This window comes from Pseudomonas sp. Pso3 (assembly GCF_055393275.1).
This window is the reverse complement of record NZ_AP043687.1, coordinates 4,681,494-4,705,590: the sequence shown is the minus strand read 5'-3', so window position 1 is coordinate 4,705,590 and position 24,097 is coordinate 4,681,494. Positions and strand designations below refer to the sequence as shown.

22 protein-coding genes are annotated in these 24,097 nt (G+C 67.3%); 12 read left to right on the top strand and 10 right to left on the bottom strand.

The features are described from left to right. Positions 1 to 13: 13 nt before the first annotated feature. Both ACZ5R1_RS22100 and ACZ5R1_RS22095 read right to left on the bottom strand, forming a co-directional pair. A complete protein-coding gene (locus ACZ5R1_RS22100) occupies positions 14 to 1,162 on the bottom strand; it encodes an L-dopachrome tautomerase-related protein (RefSeq protein WP_288505182.1) in 1,149 nt (382 codons plus the stop codon). Beyond that, a complete protein-coding gene (locus ACZ5R1_RS22095) occupies positions 1,162 to 2,169 on the bottom strand; it encodes a zinc-binding alcohol dehydrogenase family protein (RefSeq protein WP_115946307.1) in 1,008 nt (335 codons plus the stop codon). The genes ACZ5R1_RS22100 and ACZ5R1_RS22095 overlap by 1 nt, the downstream gene beginning before the upstream one ends. Positions 2,170 to 2,274: 105 nt before the next feature. Here ACZ5R1_RS22095 and ACZ5R1_RS22090 point away from each other — a divergent pair, with 105 nt between their 5' ends. Further along, positions 2,275 to 3,183, top strand: coding sequence for a LysR family transcriptional regulator (locus ACZ5R1_RS22090; RefSeq protein ID WP_115946308.1), 909 nt, complete (start codon positions 2,275 to 2,277; stop codon positions 3,181 to 3,183). A 56-nt stretch (positions 3,184 to 3,239) separates the two neighbouring features. Here the strand turns inward: ACZ5R1_RS22090 and ACZ5R1_RS22085 are convergent, their stop codons facing one another. From ACZ5R1_RS22085 to ACZ5R1_RS22075, 3 genes are all read right to left on the bottom strand, one after another. After that, positions 3,240 to 4,265 (bottom strand): alpha/beta hydrolase, encoded by a 1,026-nt coding sequence (locus ACZ5R1_RS22085; protein WP_115946309.1) that lies wholly within the window; start codon positions 4,263 to 4,265, stop codon positions 3,240 to 3,242. A 68-nt stretch (positions 4,266 to 4,333) separates the two neighbouring features. Further along, positions 4,334 to 4,750: an organic hydroperoxide resistance protein gene (locus ACZ5R1_RS22080; protein WP_027597355.1), complete on the bottom strand. Its 417-nt coding sequence runs from the start codon at positions 4,748 to 4,750 to the stop codon at positions 4,334 to 4,336. A 145-nt stretch (positions 4,751 to 4,895) separates the two neighbouring features. Next, entirely contained in the window at positions 4,896 to 5,330 is a 435-nt protein-coding gene (locus ACZ5R1_RS22075) for a MarR family winged helix-turn-helix transcriptional regulator (RefSeq protein WP_027597356.1), read from the bottom strand. An 88-nt stretch (positions 5,331 to 5,418) separates the two neighbouring features. Between ACZ5R1_RS22075 and ACZ5R1_RS22070 the strand changes: the two genes are divergently transcribed. From ACZ5R1_RS22070 to ACZ5R1_RS22055, 4 genes are all read left to right on the top strand, one after another. Continuing rightward, positions 5,419 to 6,939 (top strand): sigma-54-dependent transcriptional regulator, encoded by a 1,521-nt coding sequence (locus tag ACZ5R1_RS22070; protein WP_027597357.1) that lies wholly within the window; start codon positions 5,419 to 5,421, stop codon positions 6,937 to 6,939. 90 nt (positions 6,940 to 7,029) lie between these two features. Beyond that, complete coding sequence (locus tag ACZ5R1_RS22065) at positions 7,030 to 7,755, top strand: substrate-binding periplasmic protein (RefSeq protein WP_377708895.1); 726 nt, start codon at positions 7,030 to 7,032, stop codon at positions 7,753 to 7,755. A gap of 5 nt (positions 7,756 to 7,760) precedes the next feature. Continuing rightward, a complete protein-coding gene (locus tag ACZ5R1_RS22060; protein ID WP_181902047.1) occupies positions 7,761 to 9,620 on the top strand; it encodes a GGDEF domain-containing protein in 1,860 nt (619 codons plus the stop codon). Beyond that, positions 9,617 to 10,333 carry a substrate-binding periplasmic protein gene (locus ACZ5R1_RS22055; RefSeq protein WP_115946313.1) on the top strand — a complete coding sequence of 239 codons (717 nt, stop codon included), beginning with the start codon at positions 9,617 to 9,619 and terminating at the stop codon, positions 10,331 to 10,333. The genes ACZ5R1_RS22060 and ACZ5R1_RS22055 overlap by 4 nt, the downstream gene beginning before the upstream one ends. An 18-nt stretch (positions 10,334 to 10,351) precedes the next feature. On the opposite strand, the gene poxB is transcribed toward ACZ5R1_RS22055, so the two are convergent. Further along, positions 10,352 to 12,076 (bottom strand): ubiquinone-dependent pyruvate dehydrogenase, encoded by a 1,725-nt coding sequence (gene poxB / locus ACZ5R1_RS22050; protein WP_042134704.1) that lies wholly within the window; start codon positions 12,074 to 12,076, stop codon positions 10,352 to 10,354. A gap of 294 nt (positions 12,077 to 12,370) precedes the next feature. Between poxB and vapB the strand changes: the two genes are divergently transcribed. From vapB to gcvT, 5 genes are all read left to right on the top strand, one after another. Beyond that, positions 12,371 to 12,601 (top strand): type II toxin-antitoxin system VapB family antitoxin, encoded by a 231-nt coding sequence (vapB, locus tag ACZ5R1_RS22045; RefSeq protein WP_027597360.1) that lies wholly within the window; start codon positions 12,371 to 12,373, stop codon positions 12,599 to 12,601. Further along, positions 12,601 to 13,014 carry a type II toxin-antitoxin system tRNA(fMet)-specific endonuclease VapC gene (gene vapC, locus ACZ5R1_RS22040; protein WP_074584223.1) on the top strand — a complete coding sequence of 138 codons (414 nt, stop codon included), beginning with the start codon at positions 12,601 to 12,603 and terminating at the stop codon, positions 13,012 to 13,014. Before vapB ends, vapC begins: the two co-directional genes overlap by 1 nt. A 297-nt stretch (positions 13,015 to 13,311) precedes the next feature. After that, complete coding sequence (gcvH, locus tag ACZ5R1_RS22035; RefSeq protein ID WP_007159937.1) at positions 13,312 to 13,680, top strand: glycine cleavage system protein GcvH; 369 nt, start codon at positions 13,312 to 13,314, stop codon at positions 13,678 to 13,680. A 7-nt stretch (positions 13,681 to 13,687) separates the two neighbouring features. After that, positions 13,688 to 16,543, top strand: coding sequence for an aminomethyl-transferring glycine dehydrogenase (gene gcvP / locus ACZ5R1_RS22030; protein WP_027597362.1), 2,856 nt, complete (start codon positions 13,688 to 13,690; stop codon positions 16,541 to 16,543). 212 nt (positions 16,544 to 16,755) lie between these two features. Next, positions 16,756 to 17,865, top strand: coding sequence for a glycine cleavage system aminomethyltransferase GcvT (gcvT, locus tag ACZ5R1_RS22025; RefSeq protein WP_115946314.1), 1,110 nt, complete (start codon positions 16,756 to 16,758; stop codon positions 17,863 to 17,865). Positions 17,866 to 18,003: 138 nt separating this feature from the next. Here gcvT and ACZ5R1_RS22020 read toward each other — a convergent pair whose 3' ends face one another. Continuing rightward, positions 18,004 to 18,618, bottom strand: a complete 615-nt coding sequence (locus tag ACZ5R1_RS22020; protein ID WP_044342513.1) for a glutathione S-transferase — start codon at positions 18,616 to 18,618, stop codon at positions 18,004 to 18,006. A gap of 155 nt (positions 18,619 to 18,773) precedes the next feature. Between ACZ5R1_RS22020 and ACZ5R1_RS22015 the strand changes: the two genes are divergently transcribed. Further along, the gene (locus ACZ5R1_RS22015; protein ID WP_115946315.1) at positions 18,774 to 19,679 is read left to right on the top strand and encodes a LysR substrate-binding domain-containing protein; all 906 of its coding nucleotides are present in this window, start codon (positions 18,774 to 18,776) and stop codon (positions 19,677 to 19,679) included. 18 nt (positions 19,680 to 19,697) lie between these two features. Here ACZ5R1_RS22015 and ACZ5R1_RS22010 read toward each other — a convergent pair whose 3' ends face one another. Next, positions 19,698 to 19,889: a hypothetical protein gene (locus tag ACZ5R1_RS22010; RefSeq protein WP_464712686.1), complete on the bottom strand. Its 192-nt coding sequence runs from the start codon at positions 19,887 to 19,889 to the stop codon at positions 19,698 to 19,700. A 243-nt stretch (positions 19,890 to 20,132) separates the two neighbouring features. Here ACZ5R1_RS22010 and ACZ5R1_RS22005 point away from each other — a divergent pair, with 243 nt between their 5' ends. After that, the gene (locus ACZ5R1_RS22005; protein WP_273805618.1) at positions 20,133 to 22,097 is read left to right on the top strand and encodes a DNA topoisomerase III; all 1,965 of its coding nucleotides are present in this window, start codon (positions 20,133 to 20,135) and stop codon (positions 22,095 to 22,097) included. A 190-nt stretch (positions 22,098 to 22,287) separates the two neighbouring features. Here the strand turns inward: ACZ5R1_RS22005 and ACZ5R1_RS22000 are convergent, their stop codons facing one another. Both ACZ5R1_RS22000 and ACZ5R1_RS21995 read right to left on the bottom strand, forming a co-directional pair. Continuing rightward, entirely contained in the window at positions 22,288 to 22,596 is a 309-nt protein-coding gene (locus ACZ5R1_RS22000) for a hypothetical protein (protein WP_017642364.1), read from the bottom strand. Between the two features lie 175 nt (positions 22,597 to 22,771). Next, complete coding sequence (locus tag ACZ5R1_RS21995; RefSeq protein ID WP_241807963.1) at positions 22,772 to 24,079, bottom strand: MFS transporter; 1,308 nt, start codon at positions 24,077 to 24,079, stop codon at positions 22,772 to 22,774. Positions 24,080 to 24,097: the final 18 nt, after the last annotated feature.

The following is a 24,097-nucleotide window of genomic DNA, read 5'->3' as shown; positions in this document are numbered from 1 at the left end:
ACTCCTGATCGGATCAGTGGGTAGGGGCCGGTTGGGCGTCGATCTTGACGCGGAACAGGCTGTAGGGCTTCTGGCGCAGGTCCTGGCCGCTGTGGAACTGGGCCTGGCGATGGAGCTGGTTGGCGGTGAAATAGAGGTAGCCGTCCGGACCGATGCTGAAGGTGTCGGGCCAGAGCACACGGGGATCGTGGACCAGGGTCTTCCAGCTGCCGTCGGCCTGGCGCTGGCGCACGGCGTTGTGCTCGTAGTCGCCGGCATAGACGCGACCCTGGGCATCGGCTTCGAGGCCGTCGGAGGCACCCTTCTCGCCGAGATCCTGCACCCCGGCGCGCACCTGAGCCTCGCTCGCCTTGGGATCGCGCAGCAGGGCGGTGGGCACGGCATAGAGATGCCGGCTGGACAGCGGGCTGAAGTAGAGGGTGCCGCCGTCCGGCGACAGGGCGATGCCGTCGCTGGCGATGGCCGGTCGGACCTTGCTGCCATCGGGGCGCTGCATCAGCAACGGTTCGCCTTCCACCACCGGGGCGAAGCTGGGGTCGACGGTGGCCTGGGTCGCGCCGGTCAGGCGACGCTGGGCCTGGCCGGTGGCAAGGTCAAGGATGATCAGCCCACCGGGAGGCGCCGAATCGGTGACATAGGCCACCCCGGCGCGACCGACGCGAAAGTCGAAGCGCACGTCGTTGACGTAGCTGTTGGGTTCGAGCACCGCGGCCGGGAAGACCAGGGTCCTGGCGACCTTGTTGGTCTTGAGGTCGATGGCCACCAGCTTGGCGCCGCCGGCCTTGGGCGCGGCGAAACCCGGCGCGGCGGTGTCCAGCACCCAGAGGTTTCCGCGACCATCGGCCACCACGCTCTGCACGCTGATGAAGCCCTTGCCCGGCTGGCCGGGGGTCTCGACGTTGAGCGCGGCGTCCGGGTAGGGCACCGCCTTGCCGTCCTTGAGTTCGGCCACGGTGAAGGGCACTGCGTCGCCCCAGCGGGGATAGTTGACGAAGATCCGCCCGGTCTCGCTGACGGTGACACCGGTGGGCATGGCGTCCTGGAAGGCGAACACCGGCTCCAGCTGGCCAAGGGTGCGCTCCTGGGGCAGCGGCGCGGCCTGGGCGGTCAGGCTACCCACGGCCAGGGCGACGGCGAGGGTCAGGGCACTGAGGCGGGGCATCAGAATCCCTCCAGCACGAGCTTGCCGCGGGCCTGATGGCTTTCCAGTTGGGCATGGGCGCGGCGCAGGTTGGCGGCATCGATCCGGCCCAGGTGCTCGCCGAGGGTGGTCTTGAGGGTGCCCTGGTCGATCAGACCTGCGACGCGTTCGAGAATCTCGTGCTGGCGCACCTTGTCCGGGGTCTGGAACAGCGAACGGGTAAACATCAGCTCCCAGTGCAGCGACAGCGACTTGGCCTTCATCGGCACCACGTCGAGTTGCGCCGGATCGTCGATCACACCCAGGCGACCCTGGGGCCGCAGGACATCCACCAGCTGGGTGAAGTGCTCATCGGTATGGGTGAGGCTGGCCACCAGGGTCACGCCATCCAGACCCAGGGCTTCGAGCTGGGGTCGCAGCGGCTGGTGGTGGTCGATGACGTGGTGGGCACCCAGCTGGCGCACCCAGTCCTGGGTTTCCTGGCGCGAGGCGGTACCGATCACCGTCAGCTCGGTGAGTTGGCGGGCCAGCTGCACCAGCACGGAGCCGACGCCGCCTGCCGCGCCCATCACCAGCAGCTGCTGGCCGGCGCCGCCGCCTTCGGTCGCGCCGAGACGGTCGAACAGCAGTTCCCAGGCGGTGATGGCGGTCAGCGGCAGGGCCGCGGCCTGGGCGTGATCCAGGCGCTTGGGCTTGTGCCCGGCCAGGTGCTCGTCGACCAGGTGCAGTTCGCTGTTGCAGCCGGGGCGGAACAGCTCGCCGGCGTAGTACACCTCGTCACCCACGGCGAAGCGGCTGACCGCGCTGCCCACGGCGCGGACCACGCCGGAGACGTCCCAGCCCAGTACCTTGGACTCGCGCTGCACCAGGCCCTGGCGCACCTTGGTATCGACCGGATTGACCGACACGGCGCGGACTTCCACCAGGAGGTCATGGGCCTCGGGCGTGGGGTCGGGCAGCACCGCGTCCTGCAGGGCACGGGGATCGCTGGCGGGCAGGGTGGTGTCACCGTGGACGATGGCTTTCATGGGCGGGTTCCTTTGTACGATAAGAAGACGTGGGCCCATGGTCGTCTTCATGCTCGACCGGAAAAAGCGGCAGAATCGGATAGCACCTTCACTGCAGGAGTGAAAATGATCCGCTTCGACGACCTCGGCCTCTTCGTCCGCGCCGCCGCCCTCGGCAGCTTTTCCCGCGCCGCCCGCGAGGCAGACCTCTTGCCGGGGCAGGTGAGCGCCGCCATCGGCCGGTTGGAGCGCGAACTGGGCATCCGCCTGTTCGCCCGCTCGACCCGCAGCCTGCGCCTGACCGCCGAGGGCGAGGCCTATCTGCCCTATGCCCGTGAGGTGCTGGAGACCTTGCGCGAAGGGCGCGAGCGGTTGCAGGGGGAGAGTCCGGAATTGCGTGGGGTGCTGCAGGTGGCGGCGCCTTCGGATCTGGGGCGCAATCTCCTGCTGCCCTGGCTGGCCGAGTTTCGTCAGCGCCATCCCGGCCTGACCCTCAGGCTCTACGTCTCGGACCAGCAGGCCGACGTCTATCGCGATCCGGTGGACATCGCCATCCGCTACGGTCGCAGCCAGGACGACAGCCTGGTGGCCCTGCCGCTGGCCCCGGACAATCGCCGGCTGCTGGCGGCGGCGCCGGCCTATCTGGCCCGCCAGGGCGCGCCGCGCAGCCTGGACGACCTGTCCAGGCACGCCTGCCTGCTCTACCAGCTGCATGGGCGCACCTATGACAAGTGGAGCTTTCCACAGGCCGACGGCAGTCTGCGCCAGGTGGCCGTCAGCGGACCCCTGCAGAGCGACGATGCCGAGGTGGTGCGGCGCTGGGCGGTGGCTGGGGAGGGCATCGTCTACAAGTCCTGGCTGGACATGCGCGACGACCTGCAGCGCGGTCGGCTGGTGCGGCTGCTGCCCGAGCAGCCCGGCGAGCCGTTGCCGCTGCAGCTGTTCTGCCCGCACCGGCGGCAATTCTCGCCGGCGGTGCGGCAGCTGCACGGCTGGCTGGCGGAACGCTTCGCGGCCCTGGGCGAGCAGCCCTGAAACGTAAAGGGGATGGCGCCGCGAACGGAGCCACCCCCTTGGGTACCGCGCCTGCCTTACTGCAGGTGCTGCTTGAGCAACTGGCCGGCCTGGGTCAGCGCAGCCTGGACCTCGGGTACCTTGGCCAGGGCGTTGAGCAGGCCGTAGTCGTGGATCATGCCGTTGTAGCGCACCTGGACGACATCGACGCCGGCGGCGTTGAGCTTGCGGGCATAGGCCTCGCCCTCGTCTCGCAGCACGTCGTTCTCGGCGGTCTGTACCAGCGCCGGCGGCAGACCCTTGAGCTGGGCCTCGCTGGCCCGCAACGGCGAGGCGTAGACGTTGGCGCGCTCGGCTTCGCGGGTGGTGTAGTTGTCCCAGAACCACTTCATCATGTTGCGGGTCAGGAAGCGGCCCTCGGCATAGGCCTGGTAGGAGCCGTTGTCGAAGCTGGCATCGGTCACCGGCCAGAACAGCACCTGGTAGCGCAGCTTGGGCGTGCCCTTGTCCTTGGCCATCAGGCTGACCACCGCGGCCATGTTGCCGCCGACGCTGTTGCCGGCCACCGCCAGGCGACTGCCGTCGACATCGATGTCCTTGCCGTGCTCGGCCACCCACTGGGTCGCGGCATAGGCCTGGTTGATGGCCACCGGGAAGTGGGCTTCCGGACTCGGGGTGTAGTTGACGAACACCGCCGTGGCGCCGGAGGCCACCACCAGGTCACGCACCAGGCGCTGGTGGGTGGGGAAGTCGCCCAGCACCCAGCCGCCGCCGTGGAAGAACATGAAGGCCGGTGTCTGCCCCTTGGCGTTCGCCGGGCGGACGATGGTCAGCTGCAGCGGCTTGCCGTCGACCTGGATGGTCTTTTCACGGGTCTTGACCCCCGAGAGATCGACCTTGGCGCCGGACTGGGCGCCGGCCAGCACCGCGCGGGCGTCCTTGGGGCTCAGGGTTTCCAGGGGTTTGCCACCGCTGCCGTTCAGGGCATCGACGAAGCCCTGGGTGGTGCGCTCCAGATGCGGATCGGGCTGGGGCGCGGCGAAGGCGCTGCCCAGAGCCAGGCTGAGCGCGGAAAGGCCAAGCAGGCGAGAGACGGTACGCATGACAGATGACTCCTCGAACGGGAAGGACCGGGCGCCTCGGCGGAGGCGCCAGGGTAATACCGCGACCTTTAGGCCAGGGTCAGGCGCACGTCCACGTTGCCGCGGGTCGCGTTGGAGTAGGGGCAGACCTGGTGGGCCTTCTCGACCAGGTCTTCGGCCACGGCACGCTCCAGGCCCGGCAGGCTGATGACCAGCTCGACGTCCAGGGCGAAGCCGGTGGGGATCGGGCCGATGCCGACCTGGGCGGTCACGCTGACGTCCGCCGGCACGGCGATCTTTTCCTTGGCGCCGACGAACTTGAGCGCGCCGATGAAGCAGGCCGAATAGCCGGCGGCGAAGAGTTGCTCGGGATTGGTGCCGGCACCGCCGGCGCCGCCCAGCTCCTTGGGCGTGGACAGCTGCACGTCCAGGACCTTGTCGCTGCTGATGGAACGGCCGTCACGGCCACCGGTGCTGGTTGCGGAAGCGGTATAGAGGATGTTCATGGCGTGCTCCTGTTTAGGTATCGCGATAACTGATCGTTCGGACGTTAACCGAAGGAATCGTCCGGGTACGGATTTAAGTTATCGCGATATTCGTTATCGCGCAAATATATTTTCAGGAGCAGCCGACCAGCGGCAGCGAAGGAGGCTAACGCTCCAGCTTGGCTCTCAGGGTCATCAGGTTTTCGCGCAGGGCATTCATCTGGGCATCGCCCAGCGCGCAATAGCTGCTGATGGTGCCGTTGATCTCCCGGGCCCGCTCGCGCAGGGCACGGCCAGACTCGGTGAGTTCGATGGACAGGTTGCGCTCGTCCTCGGCATTGCGCTGTCGGGTCACGTAGCCCTCGGCTTCCAGGCGCTTGAGCACCGGGGTCAGGGCGCCGGAGTCCTGGTGCAGCCGGCGCGCCAGCTCCTTGAGCGGCAGCCGATCGTTTTCCCACAGCACCAGCATCATCAGGTACTGCGGATAGGTCAGGCCCACCTCTTCGAGCAGCGGCTTGTACACCTTGGTCATGGCCAGCGAGGTGGAGTACAGCGCGAAGCACAGCTGCTGATCGAGAAGGAGGGGGTCTTTGTTGTTCATCGCGTTCCCGCCTGGGTAAATGAGAAATGATTCTACCCCGAGCATTTGGGTAGCATTAGTCCTTTCGCTCTCAGACCCCAGGGTTTCCATGCGTATCCATGTGTCGTTCATCGATCGTGTCGGCATCACCCAGGAAGTCCTGGCGCTGCTCGGTGCCCGCAATCTCAACCTGGACGCCGTGGAGATGGTGCCGCCCAACGTCTACATCGATGCGCCGACCCTGAGCGCGACGGTGCTGGAGGAATTGCGCGCCGCCCTGCTGACCGTGGTGGGGGTGGAGGCGGTGCGGGTGGTGGACATCCTGCCCGGCCAGCGCCGCTCCCTGCAGCTCGACGCCCTGCTCGCCGCCATGGCCGATCCGGTGCTGGCGGTGGACGGCGAGGGCCGCATCCTGCTGGCCAATCCGGCCTTTGCCGCCCTGGCCGGGGAAGGCGCCGGCAACACCCTGGCCGAACTCTTCAATGACGGCGAATTGTCCGCCGAACTGCTGGACCAGGGCTTTCGCCTGCCCCTGCGCGAGGTGGTGCTGCGCGGCCAGGCACTGCTGCTGGACGCCACCCCCATCGGCGAACCGGTGGGCGGCCTGGCCGGTGGCCTGCTGACCCTCTACGCCCCCAGCCGTATCGGTGGCCGCCTCTCGGCGCTGCGCCACGACACCCCCGAGGGCTTCGATTCGCTGCTCGGCGACTGCGCCGCCATCCGCACCCTCAAGGCCCGCGCCCAGCGCCTGGCCGCCCTGGAGGCGCCGCTGCTGATCCTCGGCGAGACCGGCACCGGCAAGGAACTGGTGGCGCGCGCCTGCCATGCGGCCAGTGCGCGGCGCGAGGCGCCCTTTCTGGCGCTGAACTGCGCGGCTCTGCCGGAAAGCCTCGCCGAGAGCGAATTGTTCGGCTATGCCCCGGGCGCCTTTACCGGCGCCCAGCGCGGCGGCAAGCCGGGCCTGCTGGAACTGGCCGACCAGGGCACGGTGTTTCTCGACGAAGTCGGCGAGATGTCGCCCTATCTGCAGGCCAAGCTGCTGAGATTTCTCTCCGATGGCACCTTCCGCCGCGTTGGCGGAGCCCAGGAAACCCAGGTCAATGTGCGCATCCTCGCCGCCACCCATCGCGATCTGCAGGCCATGGTCGCCGCTGGCACCTTTCGCGAAGACCTCTTCTATCGCCTCAATGTGCTCAGCCTGCAGGTGCCGGCACTGCGCGAGCGGGGCCAGGACATCCTGCTGCTGGCACGGCACTTCCTGCAGCAGGCCTGCGCTCAGATCGGCCGACCGCCGTGCCGCCTGGCGCCGGCCACCTATGGCGTGCTGCTGGGCAACGCCTGGCCGGGCAACGTGCGGCAATTGCAGAACATCCTCTTTCGCGCCGCCGCCATCAGCGAGAGTGGCCAGATCGACGTCGACGACCTCGACCTGGCCGGGACGGCGGTGGCGGGGCAGGTCGAGACCGAGGTCAGCACCCTGGAGGCCGCCGTCCAGGGTTACGAGGCGGCGCTACTGGAGCGGCTCTACCCACAGTACCCGTCCAGCCGCCAGCTGGCCGCGCGGTTGCAGACGTCCCACTCGGCCATTGCCATGCGCCTGCGCCGTTATGGTATCCCCCGGCGAGACTAGCCCCGCCGCTTCAAGTTTCGTCACGGCAGCCCGATAACGTCAGACGACATCACGCTCGGACGGGGGGAGGGCTTCGTGACGAGCAGCTTCTTGCATTGGCTGGTTCTCGGTCTGGTGCTGGTGTGCACGGGCGTCCGTGCCGGCGCACTGCAACTGGTGACCGAGGACTATCCGCCGTTCAGCGTGGTCCAGCCGGATGGCCGGGTGACCGGCTTTTCCGTCGAGTTGGTGCGGCTGCTGTTGGCCCGGGCCGAGCTTGCGGCCGAGCCGCAGGTCATGCCGTGGGCGCGGGCCTTCGCCCAGGCCCAGGGCCGGCCCGATGTCCTCGTCTTTTCCATGGCGCGTCTGCCCGAGCGCGAGGCGCTGTTCGAGTGGGTGGTGCCCCTGACCAAGACCACCCTCTGCCTGTTCAGCTGGCGGGACCGCGTGCGTCCCTTGGCCAGCCTGCAGGCGGCCCGCGGCCTGCAAATCGCTACGGTCAACGGCGATGCGGGAGAGCGCATCCTGCTGGAGCAGGGCTTCACCGTCGGACGGGAGCTGCAATCCGGCACGCATTACAGCCTCAACCTGGAGAAACTCAAAGCCGGTCGGGTCGACCTGTGGATCGCCAACCGCGCCGTGGCCGATCACCTTGCTCGCCAGGCCGGCTACGATCCTCAGGGCGATCTGCGGCAGGCCTACTGCGCCGCCCCCTATCCGCTGTATCTGGCGGCCAGCCTGGGCACCGCTCCCGAGGTGATGGCACGGCTGCGGGCGGCCTTCGTGACGTTGCAACAGGACGGTACGCTGGCCGAACTCCAGCGGCGCTGGCTATGAGGGGCGTGCTGAAACGCCGCTCGCTCGGTAACCGCCTGGCCTTGCTGACGGTGGCGTTCTGTCTGCTGTTTTCCGCGGCCACGGCAGGGCTGCGCACCTGGAATATCTGGGAACAGAATCGCCTGGGTATGGATACCGAGCTGCAATTGCTGGAGCAGGTGTACCAGTCGACCCTGACCAAGGCCATCTGGGAACTGGACAAGCCCGCGGTGCAGGCGCAACTGGACGGGGCGTCGCGCATCGCCTCGGTCGGCCGTATCGAGCTGCGGCTGACCGGCCACGGCCAGGAGTCCGACGTCCAATCCCGTCAGCAGGCCGACTGGGCGCCCTCGAGCCTGGCGCCGAGTCGAAGCTCCACGCTGGTCTACAGTCCCTATCCGGGCGGTCACGAGGTGCTCGGCGAACTCCTCATCCAAGGCAATGAAGCCCTGCTCTGGCGTGAATTGCGCGACAGCGTGGCGAGTACCCTGCTGACCCAACTGGCACTCGCCCTGCTGCTCGCCGGCCTGGTCAGCCTGGCCTTCAATCGGCTGGTGACCCTGCATGTCCGTCGGATCGCCCGCCACCTGTCCCGGCTGACGGCCGCCACCCTCGCCGAGCCCCTTCGACTGCGGCGGCCCACCCGCCAGGACGAGCTGGATCTGCTGGTGAGTGGCATCAATACCCTGCAGGGCAACCTGGCGGGCTACCTGGCCCAACAGCATCGCCACGAAGAAGAGCTCGCCGCGCATCGCGATCTCCTGGCGGAGCGAGTTCGCGAGCGCACGGCAGAGCTCGAGGCCTTGGCGACGGCGCAGCAAACCATCCTGAGGCTGTCCAACCAACTGATCCATGCGCCTTACGCGGACTTCGACCGGCATTGCCAACTCTGTCTACAGGAGGTCGCACAACGCTTGCGCGCGCGTCAGGCCTTCTGGTTCAAGCGTGACACCCGGGATGCGCCCTATCGCCTTTACCAGGGCTGGTTCCGCGACGCCGAGCCGTTGGCCGCCGGTCTGACACTGCCGCCGCCCTGCGCCCAGGTGCTGGAAGCCCTGCTGGAACCCGAGGTCCCCCGTACCTTCGCGACGCGCGAGGCGCTCGTGGCCGCCTTCGGTGACGCGGCGGAGCCGCTGTTGGCACTAGGTAACAAAGCCCTGGCGCTGGTCCATCTGCGGATCGCCGAGGACGAAGACGGTTTGCTGCTCTTCGGCTGCAATCTGGGTGGCGAGTGGCGCACCGATGAACGCGCCCTCATCAACATGACCACCCAACTGCTCTTGCATGCCTCCCATCACCAGTTGCAATTGCGCGACCTGCTGACGTCCCAGGAGGCGTTGCGCAGCGCCAACGCGCGGCTGGAGCAACTGTCGCGCAGCGATCCGCTCACCGGGCTGCCCAATAGGCGCTGTTTCGACGAGGCCGAGGAGGTGGAGTTTCGCCGCGCGCGACGCTCCGGGGAGCCCCTCGCGCTGCTGCTCTGCGATGTCGACTTTTTCAAGCGCTACAACGATACCTATGGGCATGCCCAGGGCGATGTCTGTCTGCAGCAGGTAGCGACCGCCATGCAGCAGGTCGTCACGCGCCCAGGCGACCTGGTGGCGCGGATCGGCGGCGAAGAGTTCGCGGTTCTGCTGCCCGCGACCGATCTGGCGGGCGCGGGGGCGATGGCCGAGCGCTTGCGCCGGGCCGTCGCCGCGCTGGAAATCACCCATGCCGGCTCGGAGGCTGCTGGCCACGTCACCCTGAGCATCGGCTATGCCACCCTGAGTACCGATATGCACGATTTCGCCAGCCTGCTGCGCCAGGCCGACCGGGCGCTCTACCGCGCGAAAAGCCTGGGGCGCCATCGCAGCTGTCATCTGCCTGAGGAGCCGCTGCCATGAAGCGTCATCTGTTGTTGGCCCTGCTGGCCTTGCTGGGGCCGGGCGTGGAGGCCGCCACGGTGCGCGCCGTGACGGAAGAGACGTCCTTGAGCTGGAGCGTGGACGGTCGGGTGGGTGGGCCGGCGACCTCGGTGGTGGAGCGTACCCTGGCCCAGGCGGGTATCACCGACTACCGCCTGGAACTCTATCCCTGGGCTCGCGCCTATGATCTGGCCCTGCACGAGCCAGGGGTGCTGATCTATCTGATCGCCCGCACGCCGGCTCGCGAGACCCAATTCCAGTGGGTTGGGGAGGTCATGCGCCTGCGGTACTACTTCTATCGGCTGGCGAATCGCGACGACGTGCGTATCGAGCGTCTCGACGACGCCCGCGCCTATCGGCTGGGCGTGATGCGCGACGATGTGCGCCACCAGTATTTGCAGTCGCTCGGCTTCCAGCAGCTGGTGGTGTCAGGCCAGCAAAAGGACAACTTCAGCCGCTTGCTCAATGGTCAGGTGGATGCCGTGCTGCTGCCGGAGCAGGATGCCATTCGCTTCTGCCAGGACGCGGCTAGCGCCTGTCCGGGATTGCGCCGCCTCGCCGCCCTGGAGGATCTCGATACCCCGCTGTACATGGCGTTCAGCCCGACCACGCCGGCGCCGCTGGTAGCCCGGCTGCGCACGTCGTTCGCGCAGCTCAAGGCCAGTGGCGAGGTCGCTCGGCTGCTGGAATAGCCGAGCGACCCCCGGCCATCAACGCAGCACGTTGGTCTTGGCCAGGTCCAGCACCTCGCTGCCGCGCCCGCTCATCACCGCGCGCAGCATGTAGAGGCTGAAGCCCTTGGCCTGGGCCGCTTCGATCTTCGGCGGCAGCGACAGCTCCTGCTTGGCGATGCGCACGTCCACCAGCGCCGGGCCGGGGTGGGCGAACGCCTCTTCCAGGGTGGCGTCGAGCAGGCTGGCCGATTCCACCTTCCAGCCGCGCACGCCGCAGGCCTCGGCCACCTGGGCGAAGTCGACGGCGGCGAGATCCGTGGTCTCGTCGATCATGCCGGCGGCCTTCATCTCCATGGCGACGAAGCCCAGGGTGGCGTTGTCGTAGACGATGACCTTGACCGGCAGCTTCTCGCTGGCCAGGGTCGCCAGTTCGCCGAGCAGCATGGACAGTCCGCCGTCGCCGGCCAGCGCCACCACCTGGCGGTCGGGATAGGCCGCCTGCAGACCCATGGCCTGGGGCAGGGCATTGGCCATGGAGCCATGGGTAAAGGAGCCGGCCAGCTTGCGCTCGAAATTCATCGCCAGGTAGCGCGCCGCCCACACCGTGGGCGTGCCGACGTCGCAGGTGAAGAGGGCATCCGCTGCGGCCAGTTCGCTGACGCGGGTGGTGAGGTACTGCGGATGCAGCGGCTCGCCATCGGCGGTGGCGGTGGCCAGTTCGTCCAGCTCGGCGCGGGTCTTGCGGTAGTGCTGCTGGGCCTTTTCCAGGAAGCGGCTGTGGCTGTTGGGCTGGAGTCGCGGCAGCAGGGCGTCGAGGGTGGCGCGGACATCGCCCACCAGGCCCTTGAGTAGCGGGGTGCGTACGCCCAGGTGGGCGCCGCGCACGTCGATCTGCACCACGCGGCCGTGATCCGGGAAGAAGTTGCGATAGGGGAAGTTGCTGCCCAGCATCAGCAGTAGGTCGCACTCCTTGAGTGCGTGATAGCCGGACGAAAAGCCGATCAGGCCGGTCATGCCCACGCCATAGGGATTGGAATACTCGATGTGGGCCTTGCCGCGCAGCGCATGGACCACCGGGGCCTGCAGGCGCTCGGCCAGGGCCACCACCTGGGCATGGGCACCGGCGCAACCGGCGCCGCAGAGCAGGGTGATGCGCTTTTCCCCGGCCAGCAATTCGGCCAGGGCATCCAGCTCGGCCTCCGGCGGCACCACCACCGGACGCACCGGCTCGCTCCACTGAGCTTCCTTGATCGGCGCCTCGGCCAGGGCCACGTCGCCGGGAATCACCACCACCGACACCGAACGATTGAGGATGGCCGAACGCATGGCGGTCTCGAGGATGCGCGGCAGTTGCTCGGGATGGGAGACCACCTCGCAGAAGTCGCTGCAGTCGCGGAACAGGCGTTCCGGATGGGTCTCCTGGAAATAGCCCAGGCCGATCTCGCTGGAGGGAATCTGGGCGGCGATGGCCAGCACCGGCGCACCGCTGCGCTGGGCGTCGAACAGGCCATTGATCAGGTGCAGGTTGCCCGGGCCACAGGAGCCGGCGCAGACCGCCAGACGCCCGCTGGTGTCGGCCGCGGCACTGGCGGCGAAGGCCGCAGCTTCTTCGTGCCGCACGCCACGCCAGCGGATGCGCTCACGCTTGCGCAGGCTTTCGGTGAGGCCGTTGAGCGAATCGCCCGGCAGGCCCCAGATGGTGTCGACACCAGCCGCTTCGAGGGTGGCGACGAGCAGATCGGCAACGGTTTTCACAGCCATGACAAAGACTCCAGACAAGGATGGAAGAGGGCAAAGCCGCTTGGCAGAGGTCTTGTTGTGCCTTGTTGGTCCGACGAAGCGGGGCGGAAGTTCGCGGCGGGTGCGCTTGTCCGAATCTTGCCACGAGCCGATGACATTTCCGCCTCCGGCGTCTTTCCCAAGGCTTCACCAGGTGTCATCCGCGCGAAGAGCGCTATGCCAGCCGTGATGCCTGATGCCGCGAGGGTGCCGATTGACAGATCCAGCCTTGTCCCTAATATGGGATATACATCCGATATATCCCGGAGGTCGATCATGGATCAAGGCGCCGTATTCCAAAGCAATCGCAGTCAGGCGGTGAGACTGCCAAAGGCGGTTGCCCTGCCCGCAGACGTGAAGCGCGTCGATGTGGTCGCGGTCGGTCGCACGAGGATCATTACCCCGGCCGGGGAATCCTGGGATTCCTGGTTCGAGGGGGAGGGTGTCACGGCTGATTTCATGGCGGAACGGGACCAGCCCGCCGAGCAGGAGCGCGAGGGCTTCTGATGCTCAAGTTCATGCTCGACACCAACACCTGCATCTTCACCATCAAGAACCGACCGACGTCGGTTCGCGAGGCCTTCACCCGGCACCAGGGGCAGTTGTGCATCAGTACGATCACCCTGATGGAGCTGATCTACGGTGCGGAAAAGTCTTCCAGCCCGGAGCGCAACCTGGCGGTGATCGAGGGCTTCGCCGCGCGGCTGGAGGTGTTGACGTACGGTCCCGAAGCCGCAGCCCATACCGGGCAGTTGCGCGCCGAACTAGCCCGAGCGGGTCAGCAGATCGGTCCTTACGATCAGATGATCGCGGGGCATGCGCGCTCTCTGGGCCTGATCGTGGTCACCAACAACCGTCGCGAGTTCGATCGGGTGCCAGGCCTGCGCGTTGAAGACTGGGTCACCGCGGCAGGAAATTAGCGCGCAAGGCGCTCTATCCGCCTCTGTCTGCAGCACGGTGATAAGGAACAGCAGGGCCCTGGCGTACAGCCCAGCTGTCGGACCCAGGAGCCTGGCTAATATCGTAACGATTTCAATACGACGTTTGTAAATCGATACGAGTGTGGCGGGCTGGGGCGTCAATCGTAACGATTTCGCTACGGCGCAATAGGGGTTCTTTAGCTAAACCCCTGAAAACACTGGCCTTTGTTCCTGGCATCACCCTTGCACTCCCAGACCCATCTATCCATCAGGACAAAGGTCCGCAGGAGTCTGGCAATGGGTCTGCGCTATACCGAAGAACACGAATGGCTGCGTCAGGAAGCCGATGGCAGCATTACCGTCGGCATCACCGACTATGCTCAGGACTCCCTGGGCGACCTGGTCTTCGTGCAATTGCCGGAGCTGCGCAGCTACGCCCAGGGCGATGAGGTGGCGGTGCTGGAGTCGGTCAAGGCCGCCAGCAACATCACCATGCCGCTGGACGGCGAGGTCCTGGCGGTCAACGAGGCGCTGAACGATGCGCCCGAGACCATCAACAGCGATCCGCTGAACGCCGGCTGGTTCTTTCGTTTCCAGCCCGCCAATGCCGAAGCCTTCGCCGCGCTGCTCGACGAAGCCGCCTATCAGCAACTGATCAAGGGGTAAGACCGCCATGTCGCTGCACGACACCCTCAGCACCGCCGACGAATTCGTCCCGCGCCACATCGGTCCGCGCGAGCTCGACGAGATCGCCATGCTGAATCTGCTCGGCTATGAATCCCTGGACGCCATGACCGCCCAGGTGATCCCCGAGAGCATCAAGGGCACCAGCGTGCTGGACCTGCCCGCCGGGCTGTCCGAAGCCGACGCCCTGGCCGAGCTGCGCGCCATCGCCGGCAAGAATCGCCTGCTCAAGAGCCTGATCGGCCAGGGCTACTACAACACCCATACCCCGGCGCCGATCCTGCGCAACCTGCTGGAAAATCCGGCCTGGTACACCGCCTATACGCCCTACCAGCCGGAGATCTCCCAGGGTCGCCTGGAAGCCCTGCTCAACTTCCAGACGCTGATCGGCGACCTCACCGGCATGCCGGTGGCCAACGCCTCGCTGCTGGACGAGGGCACCGCCGCCGCCGAGGCCATGACCTTCTGCAAGCGCCTGGCAAAAAACAAGGCCAGCGCCTTCTTTGCCTCCGTGCACTGCCATCCGCAGACCCTGGACGTCCTGCGCACCCGTGCCGAGCCCCTGGGCATCGAGGTGGTCGTGGGCGTGGAAACCGAGATCGAGGACCACGGCCGCTTCTTTGGTGCGCTGTTCCAGTACCCCATGACCACCGGCGAGATCCGTGACTACCGGGAGAGCATCCAGGCCTTCCAGGCCGCCGGTGCCCTGGTGGCCATGGCCGCCGACCTGCTGGCCCTGACCCTGCTCACCCCGCCCGGCGAACTGGGCGCGGACGTGGCCATCGGCACCGCCCAGCGTTTTGGCGTACCGCTCGGTTTCGGCGGCCCGCACGCGGCCTACTTCGCGACCCAGGACAAGTACAAGCGCGACATGCCCGGGCGCGTCGTCGGCGTGTCCATCGACCGCCACGGCAACCCGGCCTATCGCCTGGCGCTGCAGACCCGCGAGCAGCACATCCGCCGCGAGAAGGCCACCAGCAACATCTGCACCGCCCAGGTGCTCCTGGCCAACATCGCCAGCATGTACGCGGTCTACCACGGTCCCGAAGGCCTGACCCGCATCGCCACCCGGGTGCAGCGTCTGACCAGCCTGCTGGCCGCCGGACTGCAGCGCCTGGGCCACGAGACCCAGCACACCGCCTTCGACACCCTGACCCTGGTGTTCGGGGCGCGCACCGCCGCCCTGCACGAGGCCGCCCGTGCCCGTGGCTACAACCTGCGCGAAGTCAGCGCCGAGGCCCTGGGCGTGTCCTTGGACGAGACCAGCACCCTGGCCGACGTCCAGGCGCTGCTGGAGATCCTGGCCGACGGCAAGCCCGCGCCCCAGGTCGCCGAGCTGGGCGATGCCCAGGGCGTGGAAGTGCCCGCAGCGCTGCAGCGCCAATCGGCCTTCCTGACCCATCCGGTGTTCGCCAGCCACAGGTCCGAGACCGAGCTGATGCGCTACCTGCGCAAGCTGGCGGACAAGGACCTGGCGCTGGATCGCACCATGATCCCGCTGGGCTCCTGCACCATGAAGCTCAACGCCGCCAGCGAGATGATCCCGGTCACCTGGGCCGAATTCGGCGGTATCCACCCCTTCGCCCCGGCCGACCAGGCCGAGGGCTATGCCCAGCTCACCACCGAGCTGGAAGCCATGCTTTGCGCCGCCACCGGCTATGACGCCGTCTCCCTGCAGCCCAACGCCGGTTCCCAGGGCGAGTACGCCGGCCTGCTGGCCATTCGCGCCTATCACGCGAGCCGCGGCCAGGGCGAGCGCGACGTCTGCCTGATTCCGGCCTCGGCCCACGGCACCAACCCCGCCACCGCCAGCATGGTCGACATGCGCGTGGTGGTGGTGGCCTGCGACAAGCGCGGCAACGTCGATCTCGACGACCTGCGCGCCAAGGCCGAGCAGCACAGCGAGCGCCTGGCCGCGCTGATGATCACCTACCCGTCCACCCACGGGGTGTTCGAAGAGGCCATCCGCGAGATCTGCCAGGTGGTCCACGACCACGGCGGCCAGGTCTATATCGACGGCGCCAACATGAACGCCATGGTCGGTCTCTGCGCCCCGGGCCAGTTCGGCGGTGACGTCTCCCACCTCAACCTGCACAAGACCTTCTGCATCCCCCACGGCGGCGGCGGTCCGGGCGTCGGCCCCATCGGCGTCAAGGCGCACCTGGCGCCCTTCCTGCCCGGCCATGCCCGGCTGGAGCGCAAGGAGGGCGCGGTCTGCGCGGCGCCCTATGGCAGCGCCAGCATCCTGCCGATCTCCTGGATGTACCTGAAGATGATGGGCAGCGCCGGTCTGACCCGCGCCTCCCAGGTTGCCATCCTCAGCGCCAACTACATTGCCCGCCGGCTGGAAGAGCACTACCCGGTGCTCTACAGCGGCACCGGCGGCCTGGTGGCCCACGAGTGCATCCTCGACCTGCGCCCGCTCAAGGACAGCAGCGGCGTGACCGTGGACGACGTGGCCAAGCGCCTGATCGACTTCGGCTTCCATGCGCCGACCATGTCCTTCCCGGTGGCCGGCACCCTGATGATCGAGCCCACCGAGAGCGAGTCCAAGCAGGAACTGGACAGATTCTGCGACGCCATGATCGCCATCCGCGAAGAGATCCGCGCCCTGGAAGCCGGCACCCTGGATCCCCAGGACAACCCGCTGAAGAACGCGCCCCACACCGCGCGCGAATTGGCGGGCGAGTGGACCCACCCCTACAGCCGCGAGCAGGCGGTCTTCCCGCTGCCGAGTCTGGTGGACGGCAAGTACTGGCCGCCGGTGGCGCGCATCGACAACGTCTACGGCGATCGCAACCTGGTCTGCTCCTGCCCGCCGATCGAAGCCTACGGCGAGGCCTGACCCTCATCCCCGGCCCCTCTCCCAGGGGGAGAGGGGAGGAGAACGGTGGCCCCGCTGCAGTCCCGCGCGAGCCGCCCGCTCTTCCCCCTCTCCCTCAGGGAAAGGGCCGGGGTGAGGGCTGACCCCATCACCCACGTCGCGACCCCATAGCCCAGCGCTGTCCCGTTCCCCTTGCCTGGGGCGACAGCCGCCACCCGACACGGAGCCCCACCATGTCCCTGCTCAAGACTTCGTTGCACGCCCTGCACCTGGAACTCGGCGCCCGCATGGTGCCCTTCGCCGGCTACGAGATGCCGGTGCAATACCCGCTCGGCGTGCTCAAGGAGCACCAGCACACCCGCGCCCAGGCCGGGTTGTTCGATGTGTCCCACATGGGTCAGGTCCTGCTCGAAGGCGAAGAAGCCGCCGAAGCCCTGGAGTCCCTGGTGCCGGTCGACATCATCGACCTGCCCAGCGGCATGCAGCGCTATGCCCTGCTGACCGACGACAACGGCGGCATCCTCGACGACCTGATGGTCGCCAACCTGGGTGACTGCCTCTATCTGGTGGTCAACGCCGCCTGCAAGGAAGCCGACCTCGCCCACCTGGAAAAGCACCTCGGCGATCGCTGTCAGGTGCTGCCGCAATTCGATCGCGCCCTGCTGGCCCTGCAAGGACCGGCCGCCGCCGCGGTGCTGGCGCGCCTGGCGCCGGAAGTGGCCGAGATGACCTTCATGCAGGTCCGTCGCGTCAAGCTGCTGGACCAGCCCTGCATCGTCAGTCGCAGTGGCTACACCGGCGAAGACGGCTACGAGATCTCGGTACCCAGCGCCGCCGCCGAGGCCCTGGCCCGCCGCCTGTTGGCCGAGCCGGAGGTCGAGGCGATCGGCCTGGGCGCGCGCGACTCCCTGCGCCTGGAAGCCGGCCTCTGCCTCTATGGCCATGACATGGATGCCGGCACCTCGCCGGTGATGGCCAACCTGGGATGGGCGCTGTCCAAGGTGCGTCGTGAAGGCAACGGTCGCGCCGGCGGTTTCCCCGGTGCCGAGCGCATCTTCACCGAGCAGCGTGAAGGCGTGAGCCGCAAGCGCGTCGGCCTGCTGGTGCAGGAGCGGGTGCCGGTGCGCGAGGGTGCCGAGCTGGTGGACGCCAATGGCGCCAGCATCGGCCGTGTCACCAGTGGCGGCTTCGGCCCGACCCTGGGAGCGCCGGTGGCCATGGGCTATGTCGACAGCGCCTTCGCCGCCCTGGATACCCAGCTGTTCGCCGTGGTGCGCGGCAAGCAGGTGCCGGTCAAGGTCGCCAAAACCCCCTTCGTGCCGCAGCGGTATTATCGCGGATAAAGATCGGGCCGGCTGATCCTAGCTATGGCGGTCCGCCGCTGCGGCCGCTCCGGTGACGAGGATTGACCGTTTTATCGCGGCCATGGGCCGCTCCAACAGGGTCTCGTAGGAGCGGCCCATGGCCGCGATGCTTTTCCGTCACGCCAGCGGGTAATCGCGAAACACCGACAGCGCCTCCGCCTCGGCGGTCAGGGCCTCCAGCGTCGGGTAGTTACGCCGCTCGATCAGCCCCGGGAGGGCGAAATGCAGGAAGGTCCAGGCCACCGCCGTGTCGATGGCGTCCTGGCCGATACTGTCTTCACCCAGCGGCGGACGCGGGCCCAGCCAGGCCTTGTCGAGGGCGCCACAGGCCGCACGCAACTGACCTTCCACGCGCTGCTGCCAGGGCGCATGACGCTTCTCTTCCGGTCGCAGATCACGCTCGTACACCAGCTGCACCGCCTTCTCGGACAGGGCCAGCGCCAGGCCGCTGCGACTGAGGGCGGTGGCCCGGGCCGCGTGGCCGCTCGGCCGCAACTGCCGACTGCCACAGGCGAGATGCTGGGCATAGTCCAGAATCAGCGACGAATCCATCAGCCGCTGACCGTCCAGGCAGATCAATGTGGGTGCCTTGAGCACCGGATTGAAGCTGCGAAAGCGCTCGACCTCACGAAACAGCGAGATCTGGCGCAGCTCGAAGGGCAGAACCAGCAGGCGAAGGGAGATCGCGACCCGCCGCACATAGGGGGAGTCGAGCATGCCGATGAGTTGCATGGGGGCGTCCTGTCAGAAAGAGTGAATCCTGTTTCACGTGGAACGTCATCCTGGCCGCGTGTTTCACGCCAGGTTCCGCTCTGGACAAGACATTAAGGATTCAGCGAAGCTGCTTCCAGCGAGAAATTCTGACCGGACCGTTAAGGAAAGCTTACATGTCCCGTGTGCCGCCGTTGAATGCCCTGCGCTGCTTCGAAGCGGTTGCCCGCCTGGGCAGCGTGACCCGCGCCGCCAATGAATTGCACCTCACCCATGCCGCGGTCAGTCAGCAGGTGAAGGGCCTGGAGCATCAGCTGGGCATGGTGCTGTTCGAGCGCCAGGGGCGCGGGATCGAGGTCACCGGCGACGGTCGCGTCTATGCCGAGCAGGTCCGCCAGCTGCTCGAGGATCTGGGCGAGGCGACCCGGCGACTGCAGGCCCGCCCGCGGCGCAACGAGCTGGTATTCGCCACCTTTCCCTCCTTCGCCACCCACTGGCTGCTGCCGCGGCTGCCGCGTTTTCGCGCCCTGTACCCGGACTATCGCATCCGTATCCAGACCAGCCTGGATTTCCAGGATCTGCGCCAGGGCATGGTGGATATCGGAGTGCGCATGGGCGAGGGCCAGTGGGATGGCCTGACGGCGCTTCGGCTGTTTCAGGACGATGTGCTGCTGGTGGCGGCACCTGGTTACAACGGTGGGCAAGTGCCGTGCAGCCTGGACGAGGCTCTCGCGCAGCCGCTATTGCACACGGAGGAAACCTGGCTGCACTGGGGCGAAACGGCTGGTCTAGGCGAAGCAGCACCCAATCGCGGCATCAGCGTGAATGATTCCAACGTGGTACTGGAGGCGCTACGCCTTGGTCAGGCGCTAGCGCTGGAGCGGCGCAGCCTGGTGCAGGCGGCGCTGGACGAGGGGCGTCTGGTCCAGCTCAGTCCGGTAACAGCGCCCTATCCCTATGCCTACTGGCTGGTCTGGCCGGAACGCGCCGAATCGGCGGAAAAGCAGGAGCGCTTCAGTGCCTGGATCCAGGCCGAGGTCGCGACCTACCTAGCCGCGCTGGAGACGCCGACGCCCGCCTAGGGCGTCGGGCGGGAGGTCTTAGCGCAGCAGCAGTTTGCGACGGCCGTCCGGCCAGACTTCCCAGAGTTGATCGTTGATGCGCTGCACCTGGCTGGTGGTCCGGCGCATGGCCGAAATGCTGGCCCGCAGGGCCTGGCTGCTGGCGGTGTCGACGATATTTCCGGCGCCGGTGCTCTCGGCCGTGGCGCGATCCATAGCTACAGTGTTCATTGACGCCTCCCAGAGCTCGGCTAAAGACGGCGAAAGTGCCGTAGCCCAAGGACTGCCCAGTCACGGCAAGATTCCGCGTCCGCGGCGGCCGCCGTTCAAGCTGTGATCCACGTCCTGAGCACGCTGTGGCCCACTGGGCGAATTTGCGCAAAGACCGCTTTCTGTACGGATATACAGATTAGGCCTTGCTCCGCTCGCGCAGGCTTTGCATCCTGTGGCGATTCCCCTCGTGCGACGCCCGCCATGCAGCTGTATCTCTGCGAAAAACCCTCCCAGGCCAAGGACATCGCCCGCATCCTCGGCGCCACCCGCCGCGGCGAGGGCTGCCTGCAGGGCCAGGGCGTGACCGTGACCTGGTGCATCGGCCACCTGCTGGAAACGGCGCCACCGGACGCCTATGACGTCCGCTACAAGCGCTGGTCGCTGGACGACCTGCCCATCGTTCCCGAGCAGTGGAAGCTGCAGGTCAAGAAGACCACCGGCAGCCAGTTCAAGGCGGTCAAGCGCCTGCTGGGCGAGGCCAGCGAACTGGTGATCGCCACCGACGCCGATCGCGAAGGCGAGATGATCGCCCGCGAGCTGGTGGAGCATTGCCGCTATCGCGGGCCGATTCGCCGACTGTGGCTGTCGGCGCTGGATGACGTCTCCATCCGCCGCGCCCTGGCCGCGCTCAAGCCCGGTGCCGAGACCTATGGGCTCTATCAGTCCGCCCTGGGACGCTCGCGCGCCGACTGGCTGATCGGCATGAACATGAGCCGGCTGTTCACCCTGCTGGGGCGTCGCTCCGGCTATCAGGGCGTGCTTTCGGTCGGACGGGTGCAGACGCCGACCCTGCGCCTGGTGGTGGACCGCGATCGTGCCATCGCCGCCTTCGTGCCGGTGCCCTTCTGGACCGTGGAGGCGACCCTGGACGCCTCCGGCAGTCGCTTCCAGGCCCAATGGCAACCGCCAGAGGACGTCTGCGACGACCAGGGCCGCTGTCTCAAGCCCGAGGTGGCCCAGGCGGCGGCGCGGGCCATCGAGGCGGCTGGGCAGGCGCGGCTGGTCAAGCTCAAGACCGAGCGCGTCCGCGAGGCGGCGCCCTTGCCCTTCGATCTGGGCACCTTGCAGGAGGTCTGCTCCAAGCGCCTCAACCTGGGCGCCCAGCAGACCCTGGACGTCGCCCAGGCGCTCTACGAGAAGTACAAGCTGATCACCTATCCGCGCAGCGATTGCGGCTACCTGCCGCTGTCCCAGCACGCCGAGGCGCCGGCGCTGCTGGCCGCCTTGCTGGGCGCCGACAGCAGTCTCGCCCCCTTGCGCGACCATCTGGACGCCAGTCGCCGCTCGCGGGCCTGGAACGATGCGAAGGTCAGCGCCCACCACGGCATCATCCCGACGCAGGTGACCCGCGACCTGGGCCGCCTGAGTCCCCAGGAGCGCAACGTCTATGGCCTGATCCGCGCCCGTTACCTGGCGCAATTCCTGCCGCCGCACGAATTCGATCGCACCCAGGCCGATTTCGCGGCGGGCGGCGAACGCCTGCGGGCCACCGGCAAGCGGCTGGTGGAACCGGGCTGGCGGCGCGCCCTGCCCGAATCGCTCACGCCGCCCAAGGGCCGCGAGGCACCGCCGCCCCAGGCGCTGCCCGAGTTGCGCGAGGGTGAGTCCTATCCGGTGGTGGAGGTGCGCTGCAAGGATCAGCTGACCCAGCCGCCCAAGCCCTTCACCGAGGGCGATCTGATCAAGGCGATGAAGAACGTCGCCAAGCTGGTGGAGGATCCGGCCCTCAAGCAGAAGCTCAAGGATACCACCGGCATCGGCACCGAAGCGACCCGCGCCAGCATCATCCAGGGCCTGCTGGACCGCGGCTACCTGGTCAAGCAGGGCAAGGCCCTGGCGGCGACGCCGGCGGCCTTCGGCCTGATCGACGCCGTGCCCCGGGCCATCGCCGATCCGGGCACCACGGCGCTCTGGGAGCAGGCGCTGGATCGGGTGCAGGAGGGCGAGCTGAGCCTGGCCGAATTCGTTACCAAGCAATCGGCCTGGATGGGCAAGCAGGTGGAGCGCTGTCTCGGCCTGACCCTGACCATCAGCGGACCGCCGCCGGCGGGCAAGGGCGCGCCCTGGAAGAAGAAGCGGCGTACCGGTGGGAGCAAGGCCAAGGCGACGGCGAAGACGAGTGGCGCACCGCCGCGCGTGCGCAAGCCGAGGGTCAAGCCGGGCTGAGGGCAGTGTGGAGATCGGGAGGTGTAGTTACCGGAGCTGTCCTTGGCCTGGGTGTCGCTAATGGCTGTCGCGGTAACACTGAAACAACATAGAGGCCCACGTCTGGAGGAAGAGCCCGCTACCGCTCCAGACCGCGCCCTCTCCCTGGGGGAGAGGGTTGGGGTGAGGGCGCAGGGCCCTCCGGCGAGGCTTACTTCTTCTCGAACGCCGCGGCGGCGGTGGCGTAGGCCGCTTCGTGATAGTCGAATTCGGCGGACTGCACCAGCAGGGTTTCCTCGTCCTCGGTGAAGGCGATCACCGGGCGATAGGAGAGGCCGTCGGCCTTGATTTCGGCTTCGTCGATGAGCTTGGAAAGATCGAAGGCGAAGTCGCCGCAGATGGCCTTGGCCTGGGCGTCGGTGATGCCGTGTTTCTTGAGGGCATCGCGCAGCAGGGTGCTCCACTGGTATTGAAACTGGATACCCAGTTTGGCGTAGCTGGGACCGTAGTCGATTTCCATGAGTGTGTAACCGGGGCTTGGGAGGAGGGGGCGAACTCGCCACAGCGGTCAGCGAAATGACCGTTGTGGACGCTGCCGGTGGCACTACGATGGCGTGCCACAAAGCCCAGGCAAAGGGGGGCGGGCCGGACGGCCAAATCTAATGACCGAGAGGCCCGCACCCAGGGACGAGCGGTTATTCGTGGACGATGCGCGAGTGATCGCGGGTGTCCTTCATGAAGACGTAGACCAGCAGCGAGCAAGCGATGCAGCCGGTCACGTACCAGTAGTAGCCGCTCTCCATGCCGATGCTCTTGAACCACAGCGCCAGGTATTCGGCGGTGCCGCCGAAGATGGACACGGTCAGCGCATAGGGCAGGCCGACGCCCAGGGCGCGGATCTCGGTGGGGAACAGCTCGGCCTTCACCACGGCGTTGATCGAGGTGTAGAAGCTGACGATCACCAGCGCCACCATGATCAGGCCGAAGGCGCCCCACCAGGAGGTGACGCTGCCCAGGGCGGTGAGGATCGGGTAGGTGAACAGGGTGCCCAGCACACCGAAGGCGATCAGCACCGGCCGCCGGCCGACGCGGTCGGAGAGTGCGCCGACCACGGGCTGCAGCAGCATGAACAGGAACAACGTCGCCGCCGAGATGGAGGTGGCGTCGGTCTTGCTCATGCCCACCGAGTTGACCAGGTACTTCTGCATGTAGGTGGTGTAGGTGTAGAAGGCCAGGGTGCCGCCCATGGTCAGGCCGACCACGGTGAAGAATTCCTTGGGATGGCGCATCAGGGTGCGCATCAAGGATTCCTTGGGTTTTTCCGCCTTCTTGAAGGAGCTGGTCTCTTCCATGCCGCGACGCAGGTAGAGCGCGGTCACGGCGCAGGCGGCGCCGATCAGGAAGGGAATGCGCCAGCCCCAGCTTTCCAGTTGTTCGACAGTCAGGGTCTGCTGCAGCACGATCAGGGTGGCCAGGGCCAGCAGCTGGCCGGAGATCAGGGTGACGTACTGGAAGCTGGAGTAGAAGCCGCGGCTTTCCTTGGTCGCCATCTCGCTCAGGTAGGTAGCGGAGGTGCCGTATTCACCGCCCACCGAGAGGCCCTGCAGCAGCCGCGCCAGCACCAGCATGATGGGGGCGGCGACGCCGATGGTGGTGTAGCTGGGGGTGAGGGCGATGATCAGCGAGCCGGCGCACATCATGATCACCGAGACCATCAGCGCGGACTTGCGGCCGGCCTTGTCGGCATAGAGGCCCATCAGCCAGCCGCCGATTGGGCGCATGAGAAAGCCCACGGCAAAGATGGCCGCGACGTTGAGCAGCTGCGCGGTCTGGTCGCCCTTGGGAAAGAAGGCTTTGGCGAAATACAGCGAGAAGGCGGCGTAGACGTACCAGTCGTACCATTCGACCAGGTTGCCGACAGAACCGCTGAAGATGGACTTGATGCGCTGCGAGGTGGTCTTGGGCGCGGTCTGGCCAGCCGCGAGGGTAGCGGTGCTATCCACAGGGGTATTCCTCTTGTC